This window comes from Halanaerobium saccharolyticum (assembly GCF_003053565.1).
Lineage (GTDB): Bacteria > Bacillota > Halanaerobiia > Halanaerobiales > Halanaerobiaceae > Halanaerobium > Halanaerobium saccharolyticum_B.
The window spans coordinates 70,706-91,316 of the sequence record NZ_QAXS01000002.1; the positions used below are offsets into that span (position 1 = coordinate 70,706).

Here is a 20,611-nt window from a genome sequence, read left to right on the forward strand (position 1 = left end):
ATATTAAGAGAAGAGAAATGTGTGATATTAAATGGCTATCTTAAATATTAATAATTTAAAAAAAGAATATGGTATCGAAACCGTCCTCAAAGATTTTTCGCTGAATGTAAATCAGGGAGAATCAGTGGCTCTAATCGGTCCAAATGGTTCTGGTAAAACTACAATTTTTAGAATTATTACCGGCCAGGAATATTTTTCTGAGGGAACAGTTTCTGTCCGCAATGATATTGAAGTTGGTTACCTTGACCAGCTGCCGGATTTTAATTCTGAACTGACAATTTATCAGGAGCTGGAAAAGGTCTTTGCTGAAGTCAAAAGGCAGATCAAAGAAATGCAGCGGCTGGAGGAAAAAATTGCCCACCACGGTGAGAAAGCCGAAGAGTCTGAGGCTCATTCTGATGATCTCGAAACAACTATGAGAGAATACAGTGAGCTTCAGCACAAATTTGAAAAAGGTGTAGGTTATGAATACCAGAGTAAAATTAGACAGGTGGCAGCCGGTATGGGATTTGATGAAGAGGAGATTCAGACCAAAACTCTTGCTCAGCTGAGTGGAGGAGAAAAAACAAGAGTTGGTCTGGCTAAACTGCTTTTAATGGAGCCTGATTTACTGCTTTTAGATGAGCCGACAAACCATCTTGATTTAAAATCGGTCGAGTGGCTGGAAACTTATCTTAATTCCTATCAGGGCAGCCTCCTGATTATCTCTCATGACCGCTATTTTCTGGACAATACTATTGAAAGAATTGTGGAGATTAAAAATGGCAAAAATGAAGATTACAGCGGTAATTACAGCTACTATCAAAAAGAGCGCAAAAGGAGATATGAGCAGCGGCTGCGGGAATATAAAAATCAGCAGAAAAAAATAAAAGAGCTGGAAGATGCAATCGAGCAGTTATATATCTGGGGACGCTCTCGGGACAGCGAAAAGATGTTTAAAAGAGCGAAGGCAATGGAAAAAAGGCTGGAGCGGATTGACCGACTGGAAAAACCACGGCTCAAAGGTAGAAAAATGAAGCTGGAATTGGATACTGAAATCAGAGGTGGGGATGATGTTCTTTTGGTCGAAAATTTAGCGAAAAGTTTTGAAGACCTAAAACTCTTTGCTGATTTAAATTTTGAACTCCACCGCAGTGACAAGGCAGCTATTATTGGTGACAACGGAACTGGAAAATCTACAATTTTAAGAATTATCATGGGCGAAATTACTGCCGATCAGGGGAGAGTAAAGATCGGGACCAATATTTATCCAGCCTATTACCGCCAGGAATTTGAGGGTTTTAATCCCGAAGACGATCTGATCACAGCCCTGCAGCGGGAAACAGCTGTAAACAATTCTAAAGCACGGGATATGCTGGCTTCTTTTTTATTTACCGGAGAAGATGTTTTCAAAAAGGTAGGGCAGCTAAGTGGTGGAGAAAAAAGTCGTCTGCGCTTACTGCAGCTGATGAGTGGTAATTATAATTTTTTAATCCTTGATGAGCCGACAAACCATCTCGATCTGGCTTCACGTGAGGTGCTGGAGGAGGCACTTCAGGAATATCAGGGAACAGTCTTAATTGTTTCTCATGACCGCTATTTTTTGGATAAGGTTGTTGACTATATTTATGAGCTTGATCAGCGGGAACTGAATAAATATTTTGGTGATTACAGCTATTATAAAGAAAAAAAGCAGGAGCAGATATCCGCTCAGGAGCAGCAGGAAAAAGAAGAGCAGAAGAGTGAAGGCAAACTTGACTATGAGGCCCAAAAAGAGGCCCGCAGTCAGGAAATGAAGCGGCAGAAGAGGCTGGAAGAGCTTGAAGCAGGAATCGAAAAATTGGAAAAAGAACTTTCAGCTCTGGAGGCAGAGATGACAGCTGAAAAAAATATCGACAACTACGAACTTCTGCAGCAGTTAAAGGATGACTATCAGACTAAAAATGATAAATTAGAAGATTACTATCGGGAATGGGAAAAACTTATTTAATAAAAATATTTTAATAATTTCTAATGAAACTGAGCATTATGTCGGAATGGGAACCGGACTTTAAAATGTGAGGTAGGGATAATGGAGGATATATTAGATCAAATAGAAATTAAGCTTGAAAATATTGAGATTTCTGAGACAGTTGTGGAGCAGTGGCAGCAGCTCCTGGATCTCCTGCTTGATTTTTCTGAGGCTCAGGATGCTCTGATTAATCACTATCAGGCACCCTATATAAGGATTGAAAAGGGGAGTTCAAACAGGGAGAATATTTTTTCTGAAGGAGAAAAGTTTAAAGTTCAGGGGCTTTACTGTAATGATGTAATTAAGCAAAAATCAGCACTGGAAATTAATAATGCAGCTGAAATAAAAAAATGGCAGAATTCAATTTATATGGAAAATGGTCTGATCGCTTACCTGGGTTATCCAATTTTATGGCCTACAGGAGAGATTTATGGTACAGTCTGTATCCACGATAAAAGAGAGCGAAATTTTAATACTTTAGTAAAAAAACAGATTAAGTTTATAAAAAATTTGATCGAAAGTGATCTGGAGATCATATATCAAAGCCACTTAAATAATAATCTCCGCCAGTATTATGCGGAATTGATTGAAAACCTGCCGGTTGGAGTTATGATTGAGGATCAAAATGGCAGAATATTAAAGGTCAACAAAACTATGGAAAAAATCTGCGGCTATTCCAGAGAGGAGCTTGTAAAAAGGACAGTTTTTGAAACTGTAGTTCCGGATAATCAGGAAGATATAGCCAGAGAAAATATAGAAAAAATTTTAAAGGGAGAATTAATGATCCATGAGCTGCCTTCAGCAAACAGCAGTGGGGAAGAGAGGTTTATCAGGCTCCAGGAGAGAAAAATAACTCTTCCCAACAATGAAGTGGGAATAATTTCAATTCAGAGTGATATTACTGATAAGATAAAAAGTGAAGAGAAAATAAAATATGCCAGCTATCATGACAGCCTGACTGATCTCTATAACCGCTCCTATTTGGAAAATAAAATTCAGAATTTAAATCAGGAAAATCGCTTTCCAGTTTCACTGATTATGGCAGATCTAAACGGTCTTAAGCTGGTAAATGATACATATGGACATAATGAAGGAGATAAACTGCTTAAAAAAATGGCTGCGATTTTAAAAGACAGCTGTCGGGATACTGATCTAATTGCCCGCTGGGGTGGAGATGAGTTTGTGATCCTGCTGCCGGAGACTGATAGTGAGGCAGTTAAAAAGATTATTGAGCGGATCAATAAAAAAATTGCTGATACCTTTTTAGAATTTGAAGATGGAAGCAAACTGCCGCTTTCTGCTGCCCTTGGCTTTGGTGTAAAAAAACATTATTTTGAAGATGTTTTTGAGATTTTGGATGAAGCGGAATCAAAGATGTATAAAAACAAACTGACAGAAAGTAGGAGTATTAAAAGCAATATTTTAAATACCCTTTTAAAAACCTTAAGTGAAAAAAGTCAGGAGACCTCCAGTCATTCGGAACGGATGGCGGAGCTGGCAACTAAACTGGCAGAAAAAATTAGTTTAAGTCAGACAGAGATTAATAAGTTAACTTTAATTGCCAAACTGCATGATATAGGTAAAACGGTAATTCCCGAAAAAATATTAAATAAAAAAGATAGACTGACTGAAGCCGAGTGGAAAGAAATTCGAACTCATCCGGCAGTTGGACATCGGGTTTTAAATGCAACTGAAGAGTTTTCGCATATTTCAGAAGAAGTGCTCTCACATCATGAAAGGTGGGATGGGAGTGGTTATCCCCGCGGTTTGAAGGAAGACGAGATCCCCCTGCTGGCAAGAATTATTGCTATTGTTGACGCCTATGATGTGATGACAGAAGAACAGGTCTACAAAGAAGCGATTTCCAAAGCAGAGGCTCTAAAAGAAATTAAAGCACAGTCCGGGAGTCAGTTTGATCCAGAACTGGCAGCAGAATTTATTGAGCTAATGGCTGACTAAAATGATAAAAATTTAATCAAAATAAAGAAAAGGCCTGCCGAGAGAAGGAAAATATCTGGCAGGCTTTTCTTATAATATAATATTATTATGTGATAGTTTAATAATATTATCAGATTTAATTAAAGAGCTACTGCACCTTCTTCACCGGTTCGAATTCTAATTACATTTTCAATATCAGAGACAAAGATCTTTCCGTCTCCAACTTCCCCGGTCTGAACAGCTTCTTTAATTGCTTCAACAATCCGATCTACATCAGTATATTCGACAATAATTTCTACCTTTATTTTTTTACGGAGCCTGATTCTATAAGTTACACCTCTATAGGTTTCTGAATGACCTTTCTGGGCACCATAACCTTTAATTTCTGTAATATTTAAACCACTAATTCCAATTTCTTCAAGCCTGTCAATCAAGCGGTCTGTTTTATCAGGCCTGATAATCGCTTCAATTCTTTTCATTTTAGTACCTCCTTTAATTTTGAGCTTTGACATTTACCATAAAGTCCGGATAAGATTCTGCTCCGTGTTCTGAGTAATCAAGCCCCTCAATCTCATCTGCTTCGGAAACCCTGAGGCCGATAACGGCATCAATAACTTTAAAGAGCACAAAACCAAGACCAAAAGCCCAGAAGAAAACAGCTGTCACACCAATTATCTGAGTTACCAGCAGCTCAAATCCACCACCAAATAGTAAGCCGCCCTCTGTTGCAAAGATTCCAACTGCTATTGTACCAAAGGCTCCACAGACACCATGAACAGAAACAGCACCTACAGGATCATCAATCTGTAATTTGTCAAAGAATTCAACCGAGTAAATTACTATCATACCAGCAATTGCACCGATAATTACCGCCGAAAGATTTCCTACAGCAGCTGTACCGGCTGTGATTCCAACCAGGCCAGCCAGAGCGCCGTTTAAAGTCATACTTACATCAGCCTTGCCATATTTAATCCAGCTGACAATCATCGCCATTACAGCACCAGCTGCAGCTGCCAGGTTGGTTGTTACTGCAATAGATGCGATAGATAAATCTGTTCCAGCTACTGTGGAACCGGGGTTAAATCCAAACCAACCAAACCAGAGAATAAAGACACCGAGTGCGGCCATCAAAAGGTTGTGTCCGGGTAAGGCATTGGCACTGCCGTCCTTATTATATTTACCAATTCTCGGTCCTAAAACAATAGCTCCTGCTAAAGCAGCCCAGCCTCCAACAGAGTGAACAACAGTTGAGCCGGCAAAATCAACAAGTCCCATTTCTGCTAACCAGCCGCCGCCCCAGATCCAGTGTCCTACAACAGGATAGATAAATGCGGTAATCACAACACTGTAAGCTAAGTAACCGGAAAAGTTAGTTCTTTCAGCCATTGCTCCAGAAACAATTGTTGCTGCAGTTGCTGCAAAAACAGTCTGGAAAATAAAGAAAGCTGCTATTGGGATATCAAGTCCTAAATTTGCAAATGTATCCTGGAGAAAATAACCGGTTGTTCCAATAAAACTGTTGCCTGAGCCGAACATAAAGGCAAAACCAACTGCCCAGAAGACTAAAGAACCGGAAGCAAAGTCCATCATATTTTTCATAATAATGTTACCCGCGTTTTTAGCTCTGGTAAATCCTGCCTCAACCATGGCAAATCCGGCCTGCATAAAGAAAACTAAAAAGGCTGCAATTAAAGTCCAGATAGTATCAATTGCAACTGCGTTGGCTGCTGCCTGATCTTCCTGGGCCAGAACCAGTCCGCTAAATAAAATCACCATCAACAATGTCATCAAAATAATTTTTTTCATTTCACTTCTCATTCCTCTACTACTCATAATAATTTCCTCCTCGTGTTAGGTATATGTTAACTATGAGTAGATTATATATATAGCTTACATAAAAAGCAAGGAATCTGAAGTTTATATAACAGTATACAGTGATTCATGCTGGATTTAAAAATCTAATTGACGACTACTTTATTAAAAATCAGGTATGGCCGGCAGCTCTAACTTGTGCTGGTTGGCTGCAGCAATCTCTTCTATTCTGGCTGCAGTTTCTGGCTCAGCTTCTCCATCTACCAGGTAATAATCAAGCTCTCTGTAGCTTAAACCAAGTTCATCTTCATCGCTCTGACCATCCCAGAGACCTGCTGAAGGTGCTTTGGTAATTATCTTCTGGTCAATTCCCATTTCTCTGGCTAGCCCTCTGACTTCAAGTTTAACCAGATTTCCCAGGGGAGCAATATCGATTCCCCCATCACCATATTTAGTAAAATAACCGAGTTTGAGCTCACTTCTATTATCTGTACCAACAACCAGATAATTATTTAGATTTGCATAAAAGTAGAGCAGAGTCATTCTTAATCTGGGCTTAATATTGGCCAGGGCAAGCCTGGTGCTCCGATCAGCAGCAGACAAATTTTTTCTATTAATTACTTTTTCTAAGTTAAGTTTGGGCTCACTGGCTGCAGCTGTTTTTAAAAGCTGCTGATAGGTCAGGCTGAGATCAATTTCCTGATAGTCAATACCAAATTTTTCAGCATGTTTAATTGCATCAACTCGGTCCTCAGGACTGCTCTGACAGGGCATAATTAAGCCCAGAGTATCACCGGGAAAAGCCTTCTGGCAGAGCAGAGAGGTAACTGAAGAATCAATTCCACCCGAGAGGCCGACCACGGCACCTTTTAAACCTGCTGCTTTAACTTTTTTTCTGATCCAGTCCACCAGTTTATTTTCAATTTCTTGATAATTTCTATCTAACAATTTTAACACCTCAATTTTAATATTATTTTTCTTGATAGCTTATAAGTTTAAGATTATAAAAGCATTAGCCTCCCAGAAAATATTCAACTGGGAGGCCATTAATTATAGGGGAGTCAGTTCTTCTAGCTTCTCATTTCTCAAAAAGTAGAAATTTTATTACTCCAATAGATTATCTTATTTTACTTTGTTTTTAGAGAAACAACTTTATTCAGAAATAAGCTTAATTAAAATTTGGTTAGATAATTATCCAGTTCCCACTGGCTAACTTGAGTTCTGTATTCATCCCACTCAACTTTTTTAGCTGCCACAAAATGTTCCATTACATGTTCACCTAAGGCACTTTTAATAACTTCATCTTCTAACAGCAGATTTACAGCGTCATTAATATTGCCGGGCAGACTTTCAATACCGAGTTCGTTTTTGCGCTCTAAGGACATTTCATAAATGTTTTCTAAAACTTCTTTTGGCGGCTCAATTTCATTTTTAATTCCATCAAGACCTGCTTTTAACATGACAGCAATTGCTAAATAAGGGTTAGCAGTTGGATCAGGGTTTCTCAATTCAACTCTGGTTCCATTACCACGAGCTGCAGGAATTCTAATTAAAGCACTTCTATTAGCACTTGACCAGGAAAGATAAACTGGAGCTTCATAACCAGGTACCAGACGCTTATAGGAGTTGATAGAAGGGTTGGTAATTGCAGCCATCGCTCTGGCATGTTTTAATAATCCGCCAATATAATGATAAGCAGTTTTACTTAGACCGAGTCGGTCATCTTCATCATAAAATGCGTTTTCTCCATCTTTAAATAATGACTGGTGGACGTGCATTCCGGAGCCATTTTCACCAAAGATTGGTTTGGGCATAAAGGTAGCATGCAGGCCGTGCTCGTGAGCAATTGCCTTGGTCACAAATTTAAAGGTAGCGATATTATCAGCTGTTTTTAAAGCGGGAGCATATTTGAAATCAATTTCATGCTGACCGGGAGCTACTTCATGGTGGGATGCTTCAACTTCAAAACCCATCTCTTCTAGAGCTAAAACAATACTGCGGCGGGCATTAATTCCCTTATCAATTGGTCCTAAATCAAAATATCCACCATCATCGTGTGTCTTGGTAGTTGCATCGCCATTTTCATCTAACTGAAATAAGAAAAATTCAGGCTCAGGTCCAACATTCATATCATAACCCATTTCTTCAGCTTCTTTTAAAGCCTCTTTTAAAACATTACGGGGTCCACCTGAGAAAGGCTTGCCGTCTGGTGTATAAACATCACAGATTAAACGGGCAACCGCTCCACCTTCTTCCGGACGCCAGGGAAAAATAGTAAAGGTATCATAGTCAGGTCTTAAATACATATCTGACTCCTGAATTCTGGTAAAACCATCAATGGAAGATCCATCAAACATAATTTTATTATCCAGGGCATCCTCCAGCTGCTTGGCTGTGATTGCAACATTTTTTACTATTCCCAGAATATCAGTAAACTGCATTCTGATAAACTTAACATTTTTTTCTTCTGCCATTTTCAAAATATCTTCTTTGCTGTACTTGGACATCATAATCACTCTCCTAATAATTTTCGTTTTTCATTTGTTGATTTCAGTATAATTCCTTTTTCTAATTTCGTCAATAGAGTTAAAAACAGCAAAAGAATAGTCATCAGAGCTGCTGCAGCAGGATTCTTAACTAAAATTTAAGCAAATAAGCAATTTTTAAATACCTGTATACAGATATAATATTCCGGCGACTGATTCTTGACAATTTTCTAACATTAATGTATAATATACAAAATAAATAAGATAAAAGTTGTGAGAGGGAGGAAAGTAATTTCCAGTGATTACAGAGAATCGGGATAGCTGAGAACCGAGATCTAAAGAATTATTTTTGTAGCCCTTGAACTGCAGCTTTGAACAGAGTAGGAGCTGCCGGATTCCTGATTGGAAATGCATCCGTTATCTAGTGCAGAGGTATTGAGATTTATTAATTCAGTGCTTTAAGTGGCTGTTGAAACAGCAAGTTGGGTGGTACCGCGTGAGAGAACTCTCGTCCCGATTAATAGTTTAGCTATTAGTTGAGATGAGGGTTTTTTTAATTTTTAAAGTTAAATTTTAGAGATTATTGCTTAAATTTATTATCTTTATTTTAAAGAGGAGTGAGTAGGATGAGTAGTAAGCAAAATAATAAGATAACAGGAGCAGAAATTTTTGTAAAGTCACTGGAAGCAGAAGGAGTAGATACTGTATTTGGTTATATTGGTGCCAAGGTAATTGATATTTATGATAAACTTTATGACTCTAAAATCAGACATATTATGCCCCACCATGAGCAGGGAGGAGTCCATGCAGCAGACGGTTATGCCCGCTCCAGCGGGAAGACTGGAGTCTGTATTGCAACTTCCGGTCCGGGTGCTGCCAATATGGTTACTGCCCTGGCAACTGCCAATATGGATTCAGTCCCTCTGGTAGCTTTTACCGGTCAGGTTCCAAATACAATGATTGGAACTGATGGCTTTCAGGAAGCTGATATCAAAGGGATTACAATGCCGATTACTAAAAATAACTATATTGTCAATGAGGTGGAAGATCTGTCCCGAATAATTAAAGAGGCTTTTCATATAGCTTCGACAGGCCGTCCGGGCCCGGTTTTAGTCGATATACCTTCAAATATTTTAAAGGCCGAGGCCGAATTTCATTATCCTGATCAGGTTGATCTTCCCGGCTACAGCCCGACTTATAGGGCCAATAAACTGCAGCTTAAAAGAGCAGCAGAACTGATTAATCAGGCCAAAAAGCCGGTAATTTATGCCGGAGGTGGCACAATAATTTCCGGTGCCGATCAGGAGATAAAAGAGCTGGCTGAGAAAGCCGAAATCCCTGTAACTACAACTCTAAATGGGATCGGTATTTTTGATGAAAACTCTTACCTTTCCCTGGGAATGCTCGGGATGCACGGGACAACAGAGGCCAATCTGACAATCTCAAATTCTGACCTGATCATAGCCCTCGGTGCCCGCTTTGATGACCGGGTAACCGGTAAATTAGAGGATTTTGCTGTTAATGCAGATGTTATCCATATTGATATTGATCCGGCGGAAATTGCTAAAATTGTTAAAACTAAGGTGCCGATTACGGCAGATGTTAAGCTGGCTTTAGAGGAGCTGCTGCCGAGAATCAAAGAGGTCAAAAGGCCTGCCTGGCTTAAGGAAGTTGAAGAATGGAAGCAGCTTGACCAAAAGGCTGATCCAGAAAAAGCTGATAAATTACTACCTTCAGAGATCATTGAAACTTTATATCAGCTGACTGAAGGAGATGCTGTAATCACAGCTGGAGTAGGACAGCACCAGATGTGGGCAGCTCAGTACTACAAATATTCCAAACCCAGAACCTTTATCAGTTCTGGTGGACTGGGAACCATGGGTTATGGATTTCCGGCAGCAATTGGAGCTAAATTGGCCAACCCTGAGCGGGAAGTTTTTGCCCTGGTTGGAGACGGCAGTTTCCAGATGAATATCCAGGAACTGGCAACTGCAGCCAAAAACAGGGTAGCAGTTAAGATTATTCTCTTTAACAATCAGTACCTGGGAATGGTGCGTCAGTGGCAGGAATTATTTTATGATAAGAGGTATTCTGCAACCTGTCTCCGCCGTCAGGCAGACTGTCCCCCTAAATGTTCCGAACCAAATGAAAATTGTCCTGAAATTATACCCGATTTTATTCAGGTAGCAAAGGGCTATGGAATTAAGGGTGAGACAATTACCGAGCGTAAAGATATCAAATCAGCTTTAGAAAACGCTATTAAATCAGATTCAGCTTATATTCTTAACTTTATGATTGAAGAAGAGGAAAATGTATTCCCGATGGTTTCGGCAGGAGGCAGCCTGAAGGAAATGATCTTAAGAAAAGATAATAAAAAATAATTAGGAGGACAATTTAAATGCCAGATATGCTAGTTAAATTATATGATTTAGAGGTTTTAGAAAAGCCACTTCATTCTTTAAAAGATGAGGATGTTCAAATTAGAAGAGCCATTCCACCAGAAAAAAATTATATTTTAAACTGGATCCGTGATAATTTTTCCGAAGTTTGGGTTTCTGAGGCGGATGTGGCAGTGGCTGCCAGCCCCGCTAAAATATTTATCGCAGTTAAAGAGGGAGAACTCTTAGGTTTTGCCTGTTATGATACGACTGCTAAAGGTTTTTTTGGACCGACCGGGGTGGGAGAAAAGGCCCGTAAAAAGGGGATTGGAACTTCACTTTTACTAAAGTCTCTAAAAGCGCTGCGGGAGGACGGCTACCCCTATGCTGTAATTGGAGGCGCTGGCCCTGTAGAGTATTATAAAAAGACCTGTTCTGCTCAGATAATTGAAGGTAGTGAGGAAAGCATTTATAAGAAGATGCTCAAATAAACTTCCCTTTAATTCTTCACAGAAATTTCAAAAATAATTTATTGATAAATATCCCTAAATGGTTTAAGATATAATTAGATGATAATTATTCTCAAAACTTTCTCTGTAATAGTTAAATATCAGGGAAAGTTTTCTGCTTGAGGGGGGATTAAAAATGTTCAGCAGTCTGCAGTTGAGAAAGCGGGATAAATTCTTTTTTGCTCTGCTTTTAATTGGATTTTTAATAAAATATAATTATTTTAACTGGTATATATTTAATGTGCCTTCCTTAAGCATTCTGCTTTTAAAAAATGTAATTGTAGTTCTGGCCTTTACATTACTTTACGGTATAATTTTGAGAAATAAAAAAAGAAAAATTGTTACCCTGGTTATTTATCTGCTTTTTTTCTTATTTTTTATCGCCAATTTATATTATAACCGCTATTTTGGTAATTATCTCAGCCTGACTGATATGATAATGGGTCAGGGAATTCGCCCCTTTAGAGTTCTGACCAGACAGCTTATTAACTGGGATCTTGATCTCCTGTTAGTTTTTGATATCCCAATTTTAATCTATTTAACCTATAAAGCTAAGCCAGAAACACCACAATTAAAAAGTTCCCAGTTCAGCCGCAAAAGTCTGCTTAAAAACAATTTTATTTTAGTGCTGATTATAATAATTTTATTTTTTAGTCAGCTGCTCTACAGCTACAGTCTATTTCCCGCTGATAATTTTATGGAACTTTTTAACCACAGCACTCCAGCTTTTGTCAATGTTTACGGGATCTTACCGCTTTATCTGGCAGAATATCAGCAGCTTAGAAATAAAAGAGAGCGGGCTAAGGAAAATACCGCCGAGAATTTAGAGGTTGACTTAAAAAAGGTGGAAACAGAAAAAGAGTTGAGTGCTGAAGAAGACCTTAAAAACATTAAAAATGTTATTGTAATTCAGCTGGAATCAATGGATGCAAAATTAATAGATTATCAGTATAATGGCAGAGAAGTGACACCCTTTTTAAATCAGCTTAAAGATAAATCTAAATATTTTTCTGATATTTACGCTCACCACATTAATGGCAGCTTTGATGCTGAATTTTCTTTTCTGACTTCACTTTATCCAATCAACCGAAATTATGCTTTTAGAAGTAATGATATGCGGGAATTTAATACAATAGTCAATGTTTTAAGGCGGGATAATTATAATACCTATGCTTTTCACGGCAATAAAGAAGGCTTTTTCTATCGGGACAAAGGTTATTTAGAAATGGGCTTTGACCGTTTTTACAGCCGGGAAGATTTTTCAGTTGAAGAGGGAATAGTCGGCGAGGATACCTATCTGGGAATCAATGATTATGACCTTTTTGACCAGTCAGTTGAATATCTTAAAACTGCAGAAGAACCATTTTTCTCAATTTTTATTACTGTCAGCAGCCATACTCCCTTTAATTTTTACCCTGAAGAATATGAAGTTGAGGAATTTGCAGAAATTGAAACTCCAATCGTCAGGGATTATTTTAATTCCATGTATTTTGTTGACAATTCACTGGAAATGTTTTTCGAAAAAATTAAAGAAAGTTCTCTTATGGAGGATACACTATTTGTAATTTATTCTGACCATGTTGCTGATATAAATAAAGAAGAATACAGGTCAGGAGATAATTTTGCAAATCACAGAAATATAAAAGAACCTGAGCATATTCCACTTTTTATTTATCATCAGGATATTGAGCCAGAAGTTATTGCTAAAAGCGGCAGTCATACAGATATTGCTCCTACAATTTTAGATCTAATGGGTTATCCGGAAAAACCGGAAGAATTTTTAGGAGTTTCTCTTTTAAAAGATCTTGAAAATCCACTGCTTTTTCTGCATGAGATACCCCAGATAATTTATAAAGATCAGCTCTACATTAGAGTTCCTGCCGGCCCGGAAGAAGAAAGTAAGTTCGAAAAAATTTCCTATAAAAAGAGTACTGGCGACTTAGATGTTGAGCTTCCTGAAAACGAAAAAGAACGCTTAAACAATACAATTAATTATATGCAGGAAGTAATGAACAGCTTTTTAAGTGAATAAAGTTAATTCTCCTCAACCTGAAGTTTATGGCTGAGGAGATTTTTATTTACTTGACTTTATGTTATAATATTAATAGAATTTTCATAAAAATAAAAGAAAGGGGCAAATTATGAAAAAATTTCTCAAAAAGGCCTCAATTTATCTCTTATTAATGCTCTTAATTGCGGCAGCAGTATTTTCGCTGAATTATTTTTTGGGCCGCAAACTGGCCGGAGATTTAGAAAATGATCTTAAAGAAATTGCAGCAGAAAATAACTATCAGCTCCGTTATTTAAATATTAATTCTAACCCACTTTTAAGAAGGGTGGAGATTAATACTCTGAGTTTCCAAAATAACAGTGATCAGAGTATTGAACTCAACGGGGCAGAAATAGAATTCAGCTGGCAGCAGATCTTCAATTACCTTAAAGATGGAGAATTTTTAGCTAAAAAAGACATTACAGCAGAAGTAGACAAATTTAGTTTTTATGATCTGCAGCAGAATAATCATTTTGACTTTTATAACAGCAGCCTCAGCTATCAGGGGGAGATCAATTCTCAGTCTGTTAAGGAACCACTAAAGCTAATTAAAAATAATCATCGCTTAAATATTGCAAGTGAAGAAGTAATTTATGATTATCCCTTTTATCGAAGTTATGGAATTACTAAAGCTAACTGGGAGCGAATTTCTACTTTTAGCGACTTTGCTTTTAACTCTGATTATCAGAGCCAGAATCAGAAATTAACTGTAAATGATTTTGCTTTAAAAAATGAATTTATCGATTATCAGCTTGATTTTGAGACTGTGCTGGAGGAGAGCTCAGAAGCAGAAGCAGAAGTGGAAGCAGCAGAGACTTCTAAAACAGACACTGAGCCAGAAGAAATGGTAGAAGAGATGGAAACAGCACTGGCAGAAATTGTTCTTTACAGCCGCCAAAATCAAAAACTGCTTTTAAAAGAGCTGCAGAGTAATTATCAACTTGCTCTAAATGGTGAGTTAATAAATCTCTCTGAAAATGAGCTGTTTAATCAATTTTCCTTTGCCGAATTAAATCTCGATTCTGATTTTGCAATGTATTTAGATTCCGAAAAAAAGAATTATCAAATTCAGAAATTTGATCTTAATTTCAATCTAAGTGACTTTCAGCTTGTCCTGAAAGAAAATTTAAGTCAGGAAGTAAATCAGAGCAGTTTCGGTATTTTAGCTCAAAATGGTGAATTTGAACTCAATATAAATTCTTTAAATTATCTGCAGCAGTTTAACCATCCGAAGGGCAAAAGCGAATTAGATTTAATTTCAAACTTAATTGATGCCCGGCTGAATGCAGAATTCAATTATAGTGAAGAGGTACCTTATATCAGCAGCTCACTGCTTAAATTTAAAGCTAAAAATCAGTCTGTAGAACAGCTCCTTTTATTTGCTCAACTTCTAAATGGTGATAATTTTGAGCAGGATGAAGAGGGATATTATCAGCTGGAGATCTGGGGAAGACTGGATAATTTAAACTTTGAGTAAAATTTAACTTTACAATTCAAGCTTAAAATGCTAAAATATAACTAGAAAATTGAATATAACTAACGAGGATGGGTGAAATTCCCTACCGGTGGTAATAGTCCACAAGTCCATTTTGGATTGATCTGATGAAATGCAGAACCGACAGTAAAGTCTGGAAGGGAGTTAGATTTTAAATTTATTAATCTAATTTATTTTGTAGATTTATGGCAGAATAAGTGAAGTTTTTAGCTGTTGATAGATTTAAATTAAAAAATGACTATTAAAGTCCTTCCAGTGATGGAGGGGCTTTTTCTATTTTAATACTATAAAAAGATCTTAAAAAATATCTTTTAAGATCTGGGAAACAAAAATTATCGAATAAAGATTGATAATCTAAGAAGTACTGGAGGTATAAGATGCAGAATTTTTCAATTGATGATCAAAAGTATATGGCCAGGGCTTTAAATCTTGCCCGCAGAGGTGAAGGAAGTACTTCCCCAAACCCTATGGTGGGAGCGGTTGTGGTTAAAGATGGAGAAATTATTGGTGAGGGTTATCATCAGCAGTATGGTGGGCCCCATGCAGAAGTCTTTGCACTTGAGGCTGCAGGGGAAGCTGCCCGTGGTGCTGAGATTTATGTTACACTTGAGCCCTGCAGCCATTATGGCAAAACACCACCCTGTGCTCAAAAAGTTATTGATTCCGGGATTAAAAGAGCAGTAATTGCTATGGTTGATCCCAACCCTGAGGTAGCTGGCAGAGGAATTGAAATGTTAAAAGAAGCGGGGATAGAAGTTGAAGTTGGACTTTTTCAGGAAAAAGCTGAAGTCTTAAATGAAATTTTTTTGAAATATATTCAGAGTGAATATCCCTTTGTCTATTTAAAAAAGGCTCAGACCCTGGATGGATATATAGCTACCAGCACTGGTGATTCTAAATGGATTACCAACTCCAAAGCCAGGCTGGAGGGTCATAAATTAAGACATCGGGTTGATGCAATTATGGTTGGGATTGGTACAGTACTGGCTGATGATCCTTCGCTAACTGCCAGGCTGGAAGATAAAAATGGTATTGATCCTTTAAGAATTATTCTGGATCCTCTACTTGATATTCCGCTGGATGCTAAAATTATCAATCAGCAGTCAGAGGCCGAAACCCTGATTATCTGTGCCGATGATTTTCCTCCTGCCAGGGCGGCAGCAATCCACGCCAAAAAGAAAAAATTAATGGAAAAAGAGCAGGTTCAGCTTTTGAGTTTTAAGGCTGAAAACGATGATTATTTTGAGCTTAGAGAAATTTTAAAAACCCTGCATCAGCGTAAAATAAGCAGTCTCCTGGTTGAAGGAGGAGCTAGATTAAGTCATACATTTTTGCAGGAAGATCTGGTCGATAAATTTTATTATTTTATTGCTCCCAAAATTTATGGAGGCAGTGACGGTATAGCTTCTTTCTGCGGCAGCGGTCCCAAAATGATGTCAGCTGCAGTTGAACTAAAAATTACTGAACAGAAAAATCTGGGAGATAATATTCTATTAATTGGAGAAAGGAAAAATACTCAAAGCTGAGTTTAGTTTATAAATATGCCACTGAAATGGGAGGTGAATTTATTGTTTACCGGTATAATTCAGGAAAAAGGTCAATTTTTGCGCAAATTTAAAGGCAGCAGCAAGTATCAGCTGGAAATTAAGGCTGAGAAAGTTCTAAATGAAGTAAAAAAAGGAGACAGCATCGCAGTCAATGGGGTCTGTCTGACAGTAGTTGATTTTGGCAGTGATTATTTTAGGGCGGATGTGATGCCTGAGACTTTAAAAGCCACCAACTTGGGTGATTTAGAGCGGGGATCAATTGTTAATTTAGAGCAGTCTCTGCGGCCTGGTGACTTTATTGGCGGTCATTTTGTCACCGGACATGTTGACAGCACAGCACCTGTTAGGTCAATTAAAAGTGAAAATAATGCTAAAATTATAGAACTGGAAGTTGATCAGGAGACAGAAAAATTTATTGTTCACAAAGGCTCGGTTGCCTTAAATGGAGTCAGCCTGACAGTGATGGGAATTACAGACGGTATTTTAAAGATTTCACTGATTCCAGAAAGCTGGGCAGAAACAAATCTTTCCGAACTTGCTGCTGGAGATCTGGTTAATATTGAGACTGATATGCTGGGCAAATATGTTTATAAGATGCTCGGGAATAAGACCAGTCAAGCGAGAGCTGAGACAGAGATGTCGAAAGATTTTTTAGCTGAAAATGGTTTTGTATAAATAAAATATTTAAAAATATTTTTTAAAAAGTTAAAGCAAATATTTGTCCGAAAGGAGAATTTAAATGGATAAAATAGAAGCTGCAGTAGAAGATATTAAAGCAGGAAAAATGGTAGTAGTTGTTGATGATGAAGATCGAGAAAATGAAGGTGATCTTTTAATGGCTGCTGAAAAAGTAGATAAAGAGGCCATTAATTTTATGATCAAGGAGGCAAGAGGGCTGGTCTGTACACCAATGGAAAGTGAGGCAATTTCAGGCCTTGATTTACCGTTAATGGTTGATGAAAACACAGAAACTCACGGAACAGCTTTTACAGTTTCTGTTGACCATAAAGAGGTTACAACCGGTATCTCTGCCCAGGAGAGGGCACTTACCATTCAAAAACTGGTCGATCCTAATTCCAAAGCCGGTGATTTTATGCGCCCCGGCCATGTATTTCCGCTGGTTGCTAAAAAAGGTGGAGTTTTAAGAAGAGCCGGTCATACAGAGGCCGCTGTTGATTTAGCCAGACTGGCTGGTTTAAAGCCTGCAGGAGTTATCTGTGAGATAATTAAAGAGGATGGGGAAATGGGGCGCCTACCTTATCTGAAAGAATTTGCAGAAAAACATGATTTGAAATTAATTTCAATTGAAGATTTAATCAAGTACAGAAAAGAAAAGGATAAGCTGATTGAGCTGGCAGCAGAAGCAGAACTGCCGTCTGATTTCGGTGATTTTAAAATTAAGGTTTTTACAACTAAAGTTGATGATAAAGAGCACATTGCAATTATCAAAGGTGATGTAGAAAATAAAGAAGATGTACTGGTTCGGGTTCACTCCCAGTGTATTACTGGAGATATTTTTGGCTCCAAAAGATGTGACTGTGGTGAGCAGCTGGCAGCAGCGCTGCAGCAAATTGAAGATGAGGGCCGAGGAGTTGTACTCTATATGCGGCAGGAAGGCCGCGGTATAGGGCTTGTCAACAAAATTAAGGCCTACCAGCTGCAGGATCAGGGAATGGACACCGTGGAAGCCAATGTGGCTCTCGGTTTTGATCCTGATTTAAGAGATTATGGAATTGGAGCTCAGATTCTTTCAGAAATTGGACTGACAACAATCCGCCTGCTGACAAATAATCCAACCAAAATTGTCGGCCTCGAAGGTTACGGCCTTAAAGTGACTGAAAGAGTTCCAATCGAAATTGATCCAAATCAGGAAAATGAGTTTTACCTCAAAGTTAAAAAAGATAAAATGGGCCATCTGCTCGATCTATAAAACTTATTTGAACCGGGTACAAAATAAATTATTCACAAAAAGGAGAATGATAAAAATGAAGACAATCGAAGGAAAACTGAATGCACAGGGAATGAAGACAGCAATTGTAGTTGGGCGTTTTAATGAATTTATTTCCGGTAAATTACTGGAAGGTGCAGTTGATGCCTTAAAAAGACATGGAATGGATGAGGCAGATATTGATGTTGTCTGGGTGCCGGGAGCATTTGAGATTCCGCTAACTGCAAAGAAACTTGCAGTTAAAGAAGAATATGACGGTGTAATTGCCCTGGGTGCAGTTATTAGAGGAGAAACTCCTCATTTTGATTATGTATCAGCAGAGGTTTCAAAAGGGGTTGCTAAAGCAGGTCTGGATACTGAAAAGCCGGTTATTTTCGGAGTTCTGACAACAGATACAATTGAACAGGCTATTTCTAGAGCCGGTACAAAATCCGGAAATAAAGGTTATGATGCTGCTGTTTCTCTGATTGAGATGGTTAACCTTTTTCAGGAACTTGAATAAAAATACTATTTAAAAAACCACTAATTATAAATCCTCGTCAGTAAATTTTTAGATTTCCTGAGGAGGATTTTTTCAACTGTTTTAATTTATGCCTTAAATTAAGTCGGTTTTTAATTGATTTAAATCATAAAATTAGGTATACTATTAATTAACTAATACTAATATTGAAGGCAGGTCAAATGATAACAACACAATCTTTGAATATTTTTTAAGGGATGAAATTAAGAAAATTAAAATTAGTGATTATATAAACAATAAAATTCTAATTTCATTTAACATTTTCTATATTTTTTCTGCAGTTTTTTTGATACTCAGTAATTCAGCAAATTTAAGCAGTCTAAAATTTTCATCGGCAACAATTAGAGGAATAATTGTTCAGCTGCAGATTATTTTACTGCTTTCCCTGACAATCAAATATGCTCTAAAAGGCTTTGTTTCAGCTTTAATACTGAATGTGTTCTCAATCTTTTCGGTACTGACATTAATGATCGTTGGCAGTTCTATCTCATTTTTACCGGCTTTAATTGCTTATTTAACAGTCCTAATAATTCTGTATTTAATTTTTGTTTACCAGCGGGAAATAAGCTTAAAAATTAATCAGCTGAAAAAGGAAAAGAAAAAATTACATTACATGGCTTATTATGATAATCTAACAGAAATAGCCAATAGAGAAATGTTAATTGAGAGGCTTGATTATCTTTCCTCAATGTCAGAGGCTGAAAAAATTAATTATAAGTTGATTTTTATTGATTTTAAAAATTTCAAAAAAATAAATGATTCCTGGGGTTATGAAACCGGAGACTATATTCTGCAGGAAATAGCTTTTAGACTCCAGAAAATTGTTGATGAAAATGATCTTTCGGCTCGTCTTGGTGGTGATGAGTTTGCAGTTGTAGTTCAGCGTGAACTGGAAGCAGAGGAATTGAAAAGATATATCAGGAAAATAAAAAGAGAACTGGAAAGAACTTATAAATATGATCAGAAAGAAATTACATTAAGCAGTAATTTCGGTATTTCAGCTTATCCAGAAGATGGTCAAAACAGCAAAGAAATGATAAGAAGTGCTGATATAGCAATCTATAAGGCCAAACAGAGCCTTAATAAAGAAATAGAGTTTTTTGCTAAAAATATGGAGAAAGATGTTATCGCTGGTGTACAGATGGAAGATTCTCTAAAAAGAGCAGTAAAAAACGAGGAATTTCATTTAGTCTTTCAACCACAGTATAAAATTGATGGCGAAAAACTGAGGGGTTTTGAAACTTTAATCAGATGGCATTCACCTGAACAGGGAACAATTAGCCCGGCCCGCTTTATTCCGGCTGCTGAAAAGACTGGTTTAATTAAGGAGATTGGAGAATGGGTTATCAGGACTTCGATTAGGAAATTTAAGCTTTTAGAAGAGAAATTTAAAGAAATCCCGGTTCTTTCAATCAACATTTCTGTTGTTCAGCTGACTGATCCTGGTTTTGTAGCAGCAGTTAAAAAAATTATAGATGAAGAAAAAATTAAAGGCTTTAAACTGGAATTTGAGATTACTGAGTCACTTTTTATATCTGATCAGGAATATGTTATAGATGTTTTATATAAATTAAAAGAGCTGGGGATCAGTATTGCGATGGATGATTTTGGAACCGGTTATGCTTCTCTAAGTTATCTGCAGCATATTCCACTTGATGTTATAAAAATTGATAAGGCTTTTATTGATCTAATTTCTCAGAATCCAGCAAGTGAAAAAATGATGGTTCCACCAATTATTGAGATGGCTCAGCAGTGGGGAATCAAGGTTGTAGCTGAAGGAGTGGAAACAGTTGAGCAGCTGCATTATTTAGAAGATCATAATTGTGATTATCTGCAGGGGTTTCTTCTAAATAAACCCTTAAGTGAATACCAGATATCAAAAGTATTTTAACTAATAAAGCTTTGATTAGGATAAATTTTTATTTTTAATGAAAAAAA

Annotated in this window: 15 protein-coding genes, 1 riboswitch and 1 other annotated feature; of the genes, 11 read left to right on the forward strand and 4 right to left on the reverse strand. The window is 37.4% G+C overall.

Annotated elements, in window-relative coordinates:
- The first annotated feature begins 31 nt into the window (after positions 1-31).
- Together abc-f and C8C76_RS01495 are read left to right on the forward strand one after the other, a co-directional pair.
- Positions 32-1,969 (forward strand): ribosomal protection-like ABC-F family protein, encoded by a 1,938-nt coding sequence (gene abc-f / locus C8C76_RS01490; protein ID WP_108137975.1) that lies wholly within the window; start codon positions 32-34, stop codon positions 1,967-1,969.
- 81 nt (positions 1,970-2,050) lie between these two features.
- On the forward strand, positions 2,051-3,949 hold the full coding sequence (locus C8C76_RS01495; protein WP_108137977.1) for an HD domain-containing phosphohydrolase: 1,899 nt from the start codon (positions 2,051-2,053) through the stop codon (positions 3,947-3,949).
- A 119-nt stretch (positions 3,950-4,068) separates the two neighbouring features.
- Here C8C76_RS01495 and C8C76_RS01500 read toward each other — a convergent pair whose 3' ends face one another.
- The 4 genes from C8C76_RS01500 to glnA form a co-directional block, all read right to left on the reverse strand.
- A complete protein-coding gene (locus tag C8C76_RS01500; RefSeq protein ID WP_108137979.1) occupies positions 4,069-4,407 on the reverse strand; it encodes a P-II family nitrogen regulator in 339 nt (112 codons plus the stop codon).
- A gap of 13 nt (positions 4,408-4,420) precedes the next feature.
- On the reverse strand, positions 4,421-5,761 hold the full coding sequence (locus C8C76_RS01505) for an ammonium transporter (protein ID WP_108137981.1): 1,341 nt from the start codon (positions 5,759-5,761) through the stop codon (positions 4,421-4,423).
- 144 nt (positions 5,762-5,905) lie between these two features.
- Positions 5,906-6,688, reverse strand: coding sequence for an NAD(+) synthase (gene nadE, locus C8C76_RS01510; RefSeq protein ID WP_108137983.1), 783 nt, complete (start codon positions 6,686-6,688; stop codon positions 5,906-5,908).
- A 224-nt stretch (positions 6,689-6,912) separates the two neighbouring features.
- Positions 6,913-8,247: a type I glutamate--ammonia ligase gene (gene glnA, locus C8C76_RS01515; RefSeq protein WP_108137985.1), complete on the reverse strand. Its 1,335-nt coding sequence runs from the start codon at positions 8,245-8,247 to the stop codon at positions 6,913-6,915.
- A gap of 243 nt (positions 8,248-8,490) precedes the next feature.
- Positions 8,491-8,745, forward strand: a binding site (T-box leader).
- 107 nt (positions 8,746-8,852) lie between these two features.
- Here glnA and ilvB point away from each other — a divergent pair.
- From ilvB to C8C76_RS01560, 9 genes are all read left to right on the forward strand, one after another.
- Positions 8,853-10,607, forward strand: a complete 1,755-nt coding sequence (ilvB, locus tag C8C76_RS01520) for a biosynthetic-type acetolactate synthase large subunit (RefSeq protein ID WP_108137987.1) — start codon at positions 8,853-8,855, stop codon at positions 10,605-10,607.
- Positions 10,608-10,624: 17 nt separating this feature from the next.
- Complete coding sequence (locus C8C76_RS01525) at positions 10,625-11,095, forward strand: GNAT family N-acetyltransferase (protein WP_108137989.1); 471 nt, start codon at positions 10,625-10,627, stop codon at positions 11,093-11,095.
- Between the two features lie 154 nt (positions 11,096-11,249).
- Positions 11,250-13,145, forward strand: a complete 1,896-nt coding sequence (locus C8C76_RS01530) for an LTA synthase family protein (RefSeq protein WP_108137991.1) — start codon at positions 11,250-11,252, stop codon at positions 13,143-13,145.
- Between the two features lie 109 nt (positions 13,146-13,254).
- Positions 13,255-14,640, forward strand: a complete 1,386-nt coding sequence (locus C8C76_RS01535) for a hypothetical protein (protein WP_108137993.1) — start codon at positions 13,255-13,257, stop codon at positions 14,638-14,640.
- Positions 14,641-14,694: 54 nt separating this feature from the next.
- A riboswitch (FMN riboswitch) is annotated at positions 14,695-14,811 on the forward strand.
- Positions 14,812-15,035: 224 nt separating this feature from the next.
- Positions 15,036-16,184 carry a bifunctional diaminohydroxyphosphoribosylaminopyrimidine deaminase/5-amino-6-(5-phosphoribosylamino)uracil reductase RibD gene (gene ribD, locus C8C76_RS01540; protein WP_108137995.1) on the forward strand — a complete coding sequence of 383 codons (1,149 nt, stop codon included), beginning with the start codon at positions 15,036-15,038 and terminating at the stop codon, positions 16,182-16,184.
- A gap of 33 nt (positions 16,185-16,217) precedes the next feature.
- The gene (locus C8C76_RS01545) at positions 16,218-16,880 is read left to right on the forward strand and encodes a riboflavin synthase (RefSeq protein ID WP_258222400.1); all 663 of its coding nucleotides are present in this window, start codon (positions 16,218-16,220) and stop codon (positions 16,878-16,880) included.
- 64 nt (positions 16,881-16,944) lie between these two features.
- Complete coding sequence (locus tag C8C76_RS01550) at positions 16,945-18,135, forward strand: bifunctional 3,4-dihydroxy-2-butanone-4-phosphate synthase/GTP cyclohydrolase II (RefSeq protein ID WP_108137999.1); 1,191 nt, start codon at positions 16,945-16,947, stop codon at positions 18,133-18,135.
- A 55-nt stretch (positions 18,136-18,190) separates the two neighbouring features.
- A complete protein-coding gene (gene ribH, locus C8C76_RS01555) occupies positions 18,191-18,655 on the forward strand; it encodes a 6,7-dimethyl-8-ribityllumazine synthase (RefSeq protein ID WP_108138001.1) in 465 nt (154 codons plus the stop codon).
- A 304-nt stretch (positions 18,656-18,959) separates the two neighbouring features.
- Complete coding sequence (locus tag C8C76_RS01560; protein WP_108138003.1) at positions 18,960-20,564, forward strand: putative bifunctional diguanylate cyclase/phosphodiesterase; 1,605 nt, start codon at positions 18,960-18,962, stop codon at positions 20,562-20,564.
- The last annotated feature ends 47 nt before the right edge of the window (positions 20,565-20,611 follow it).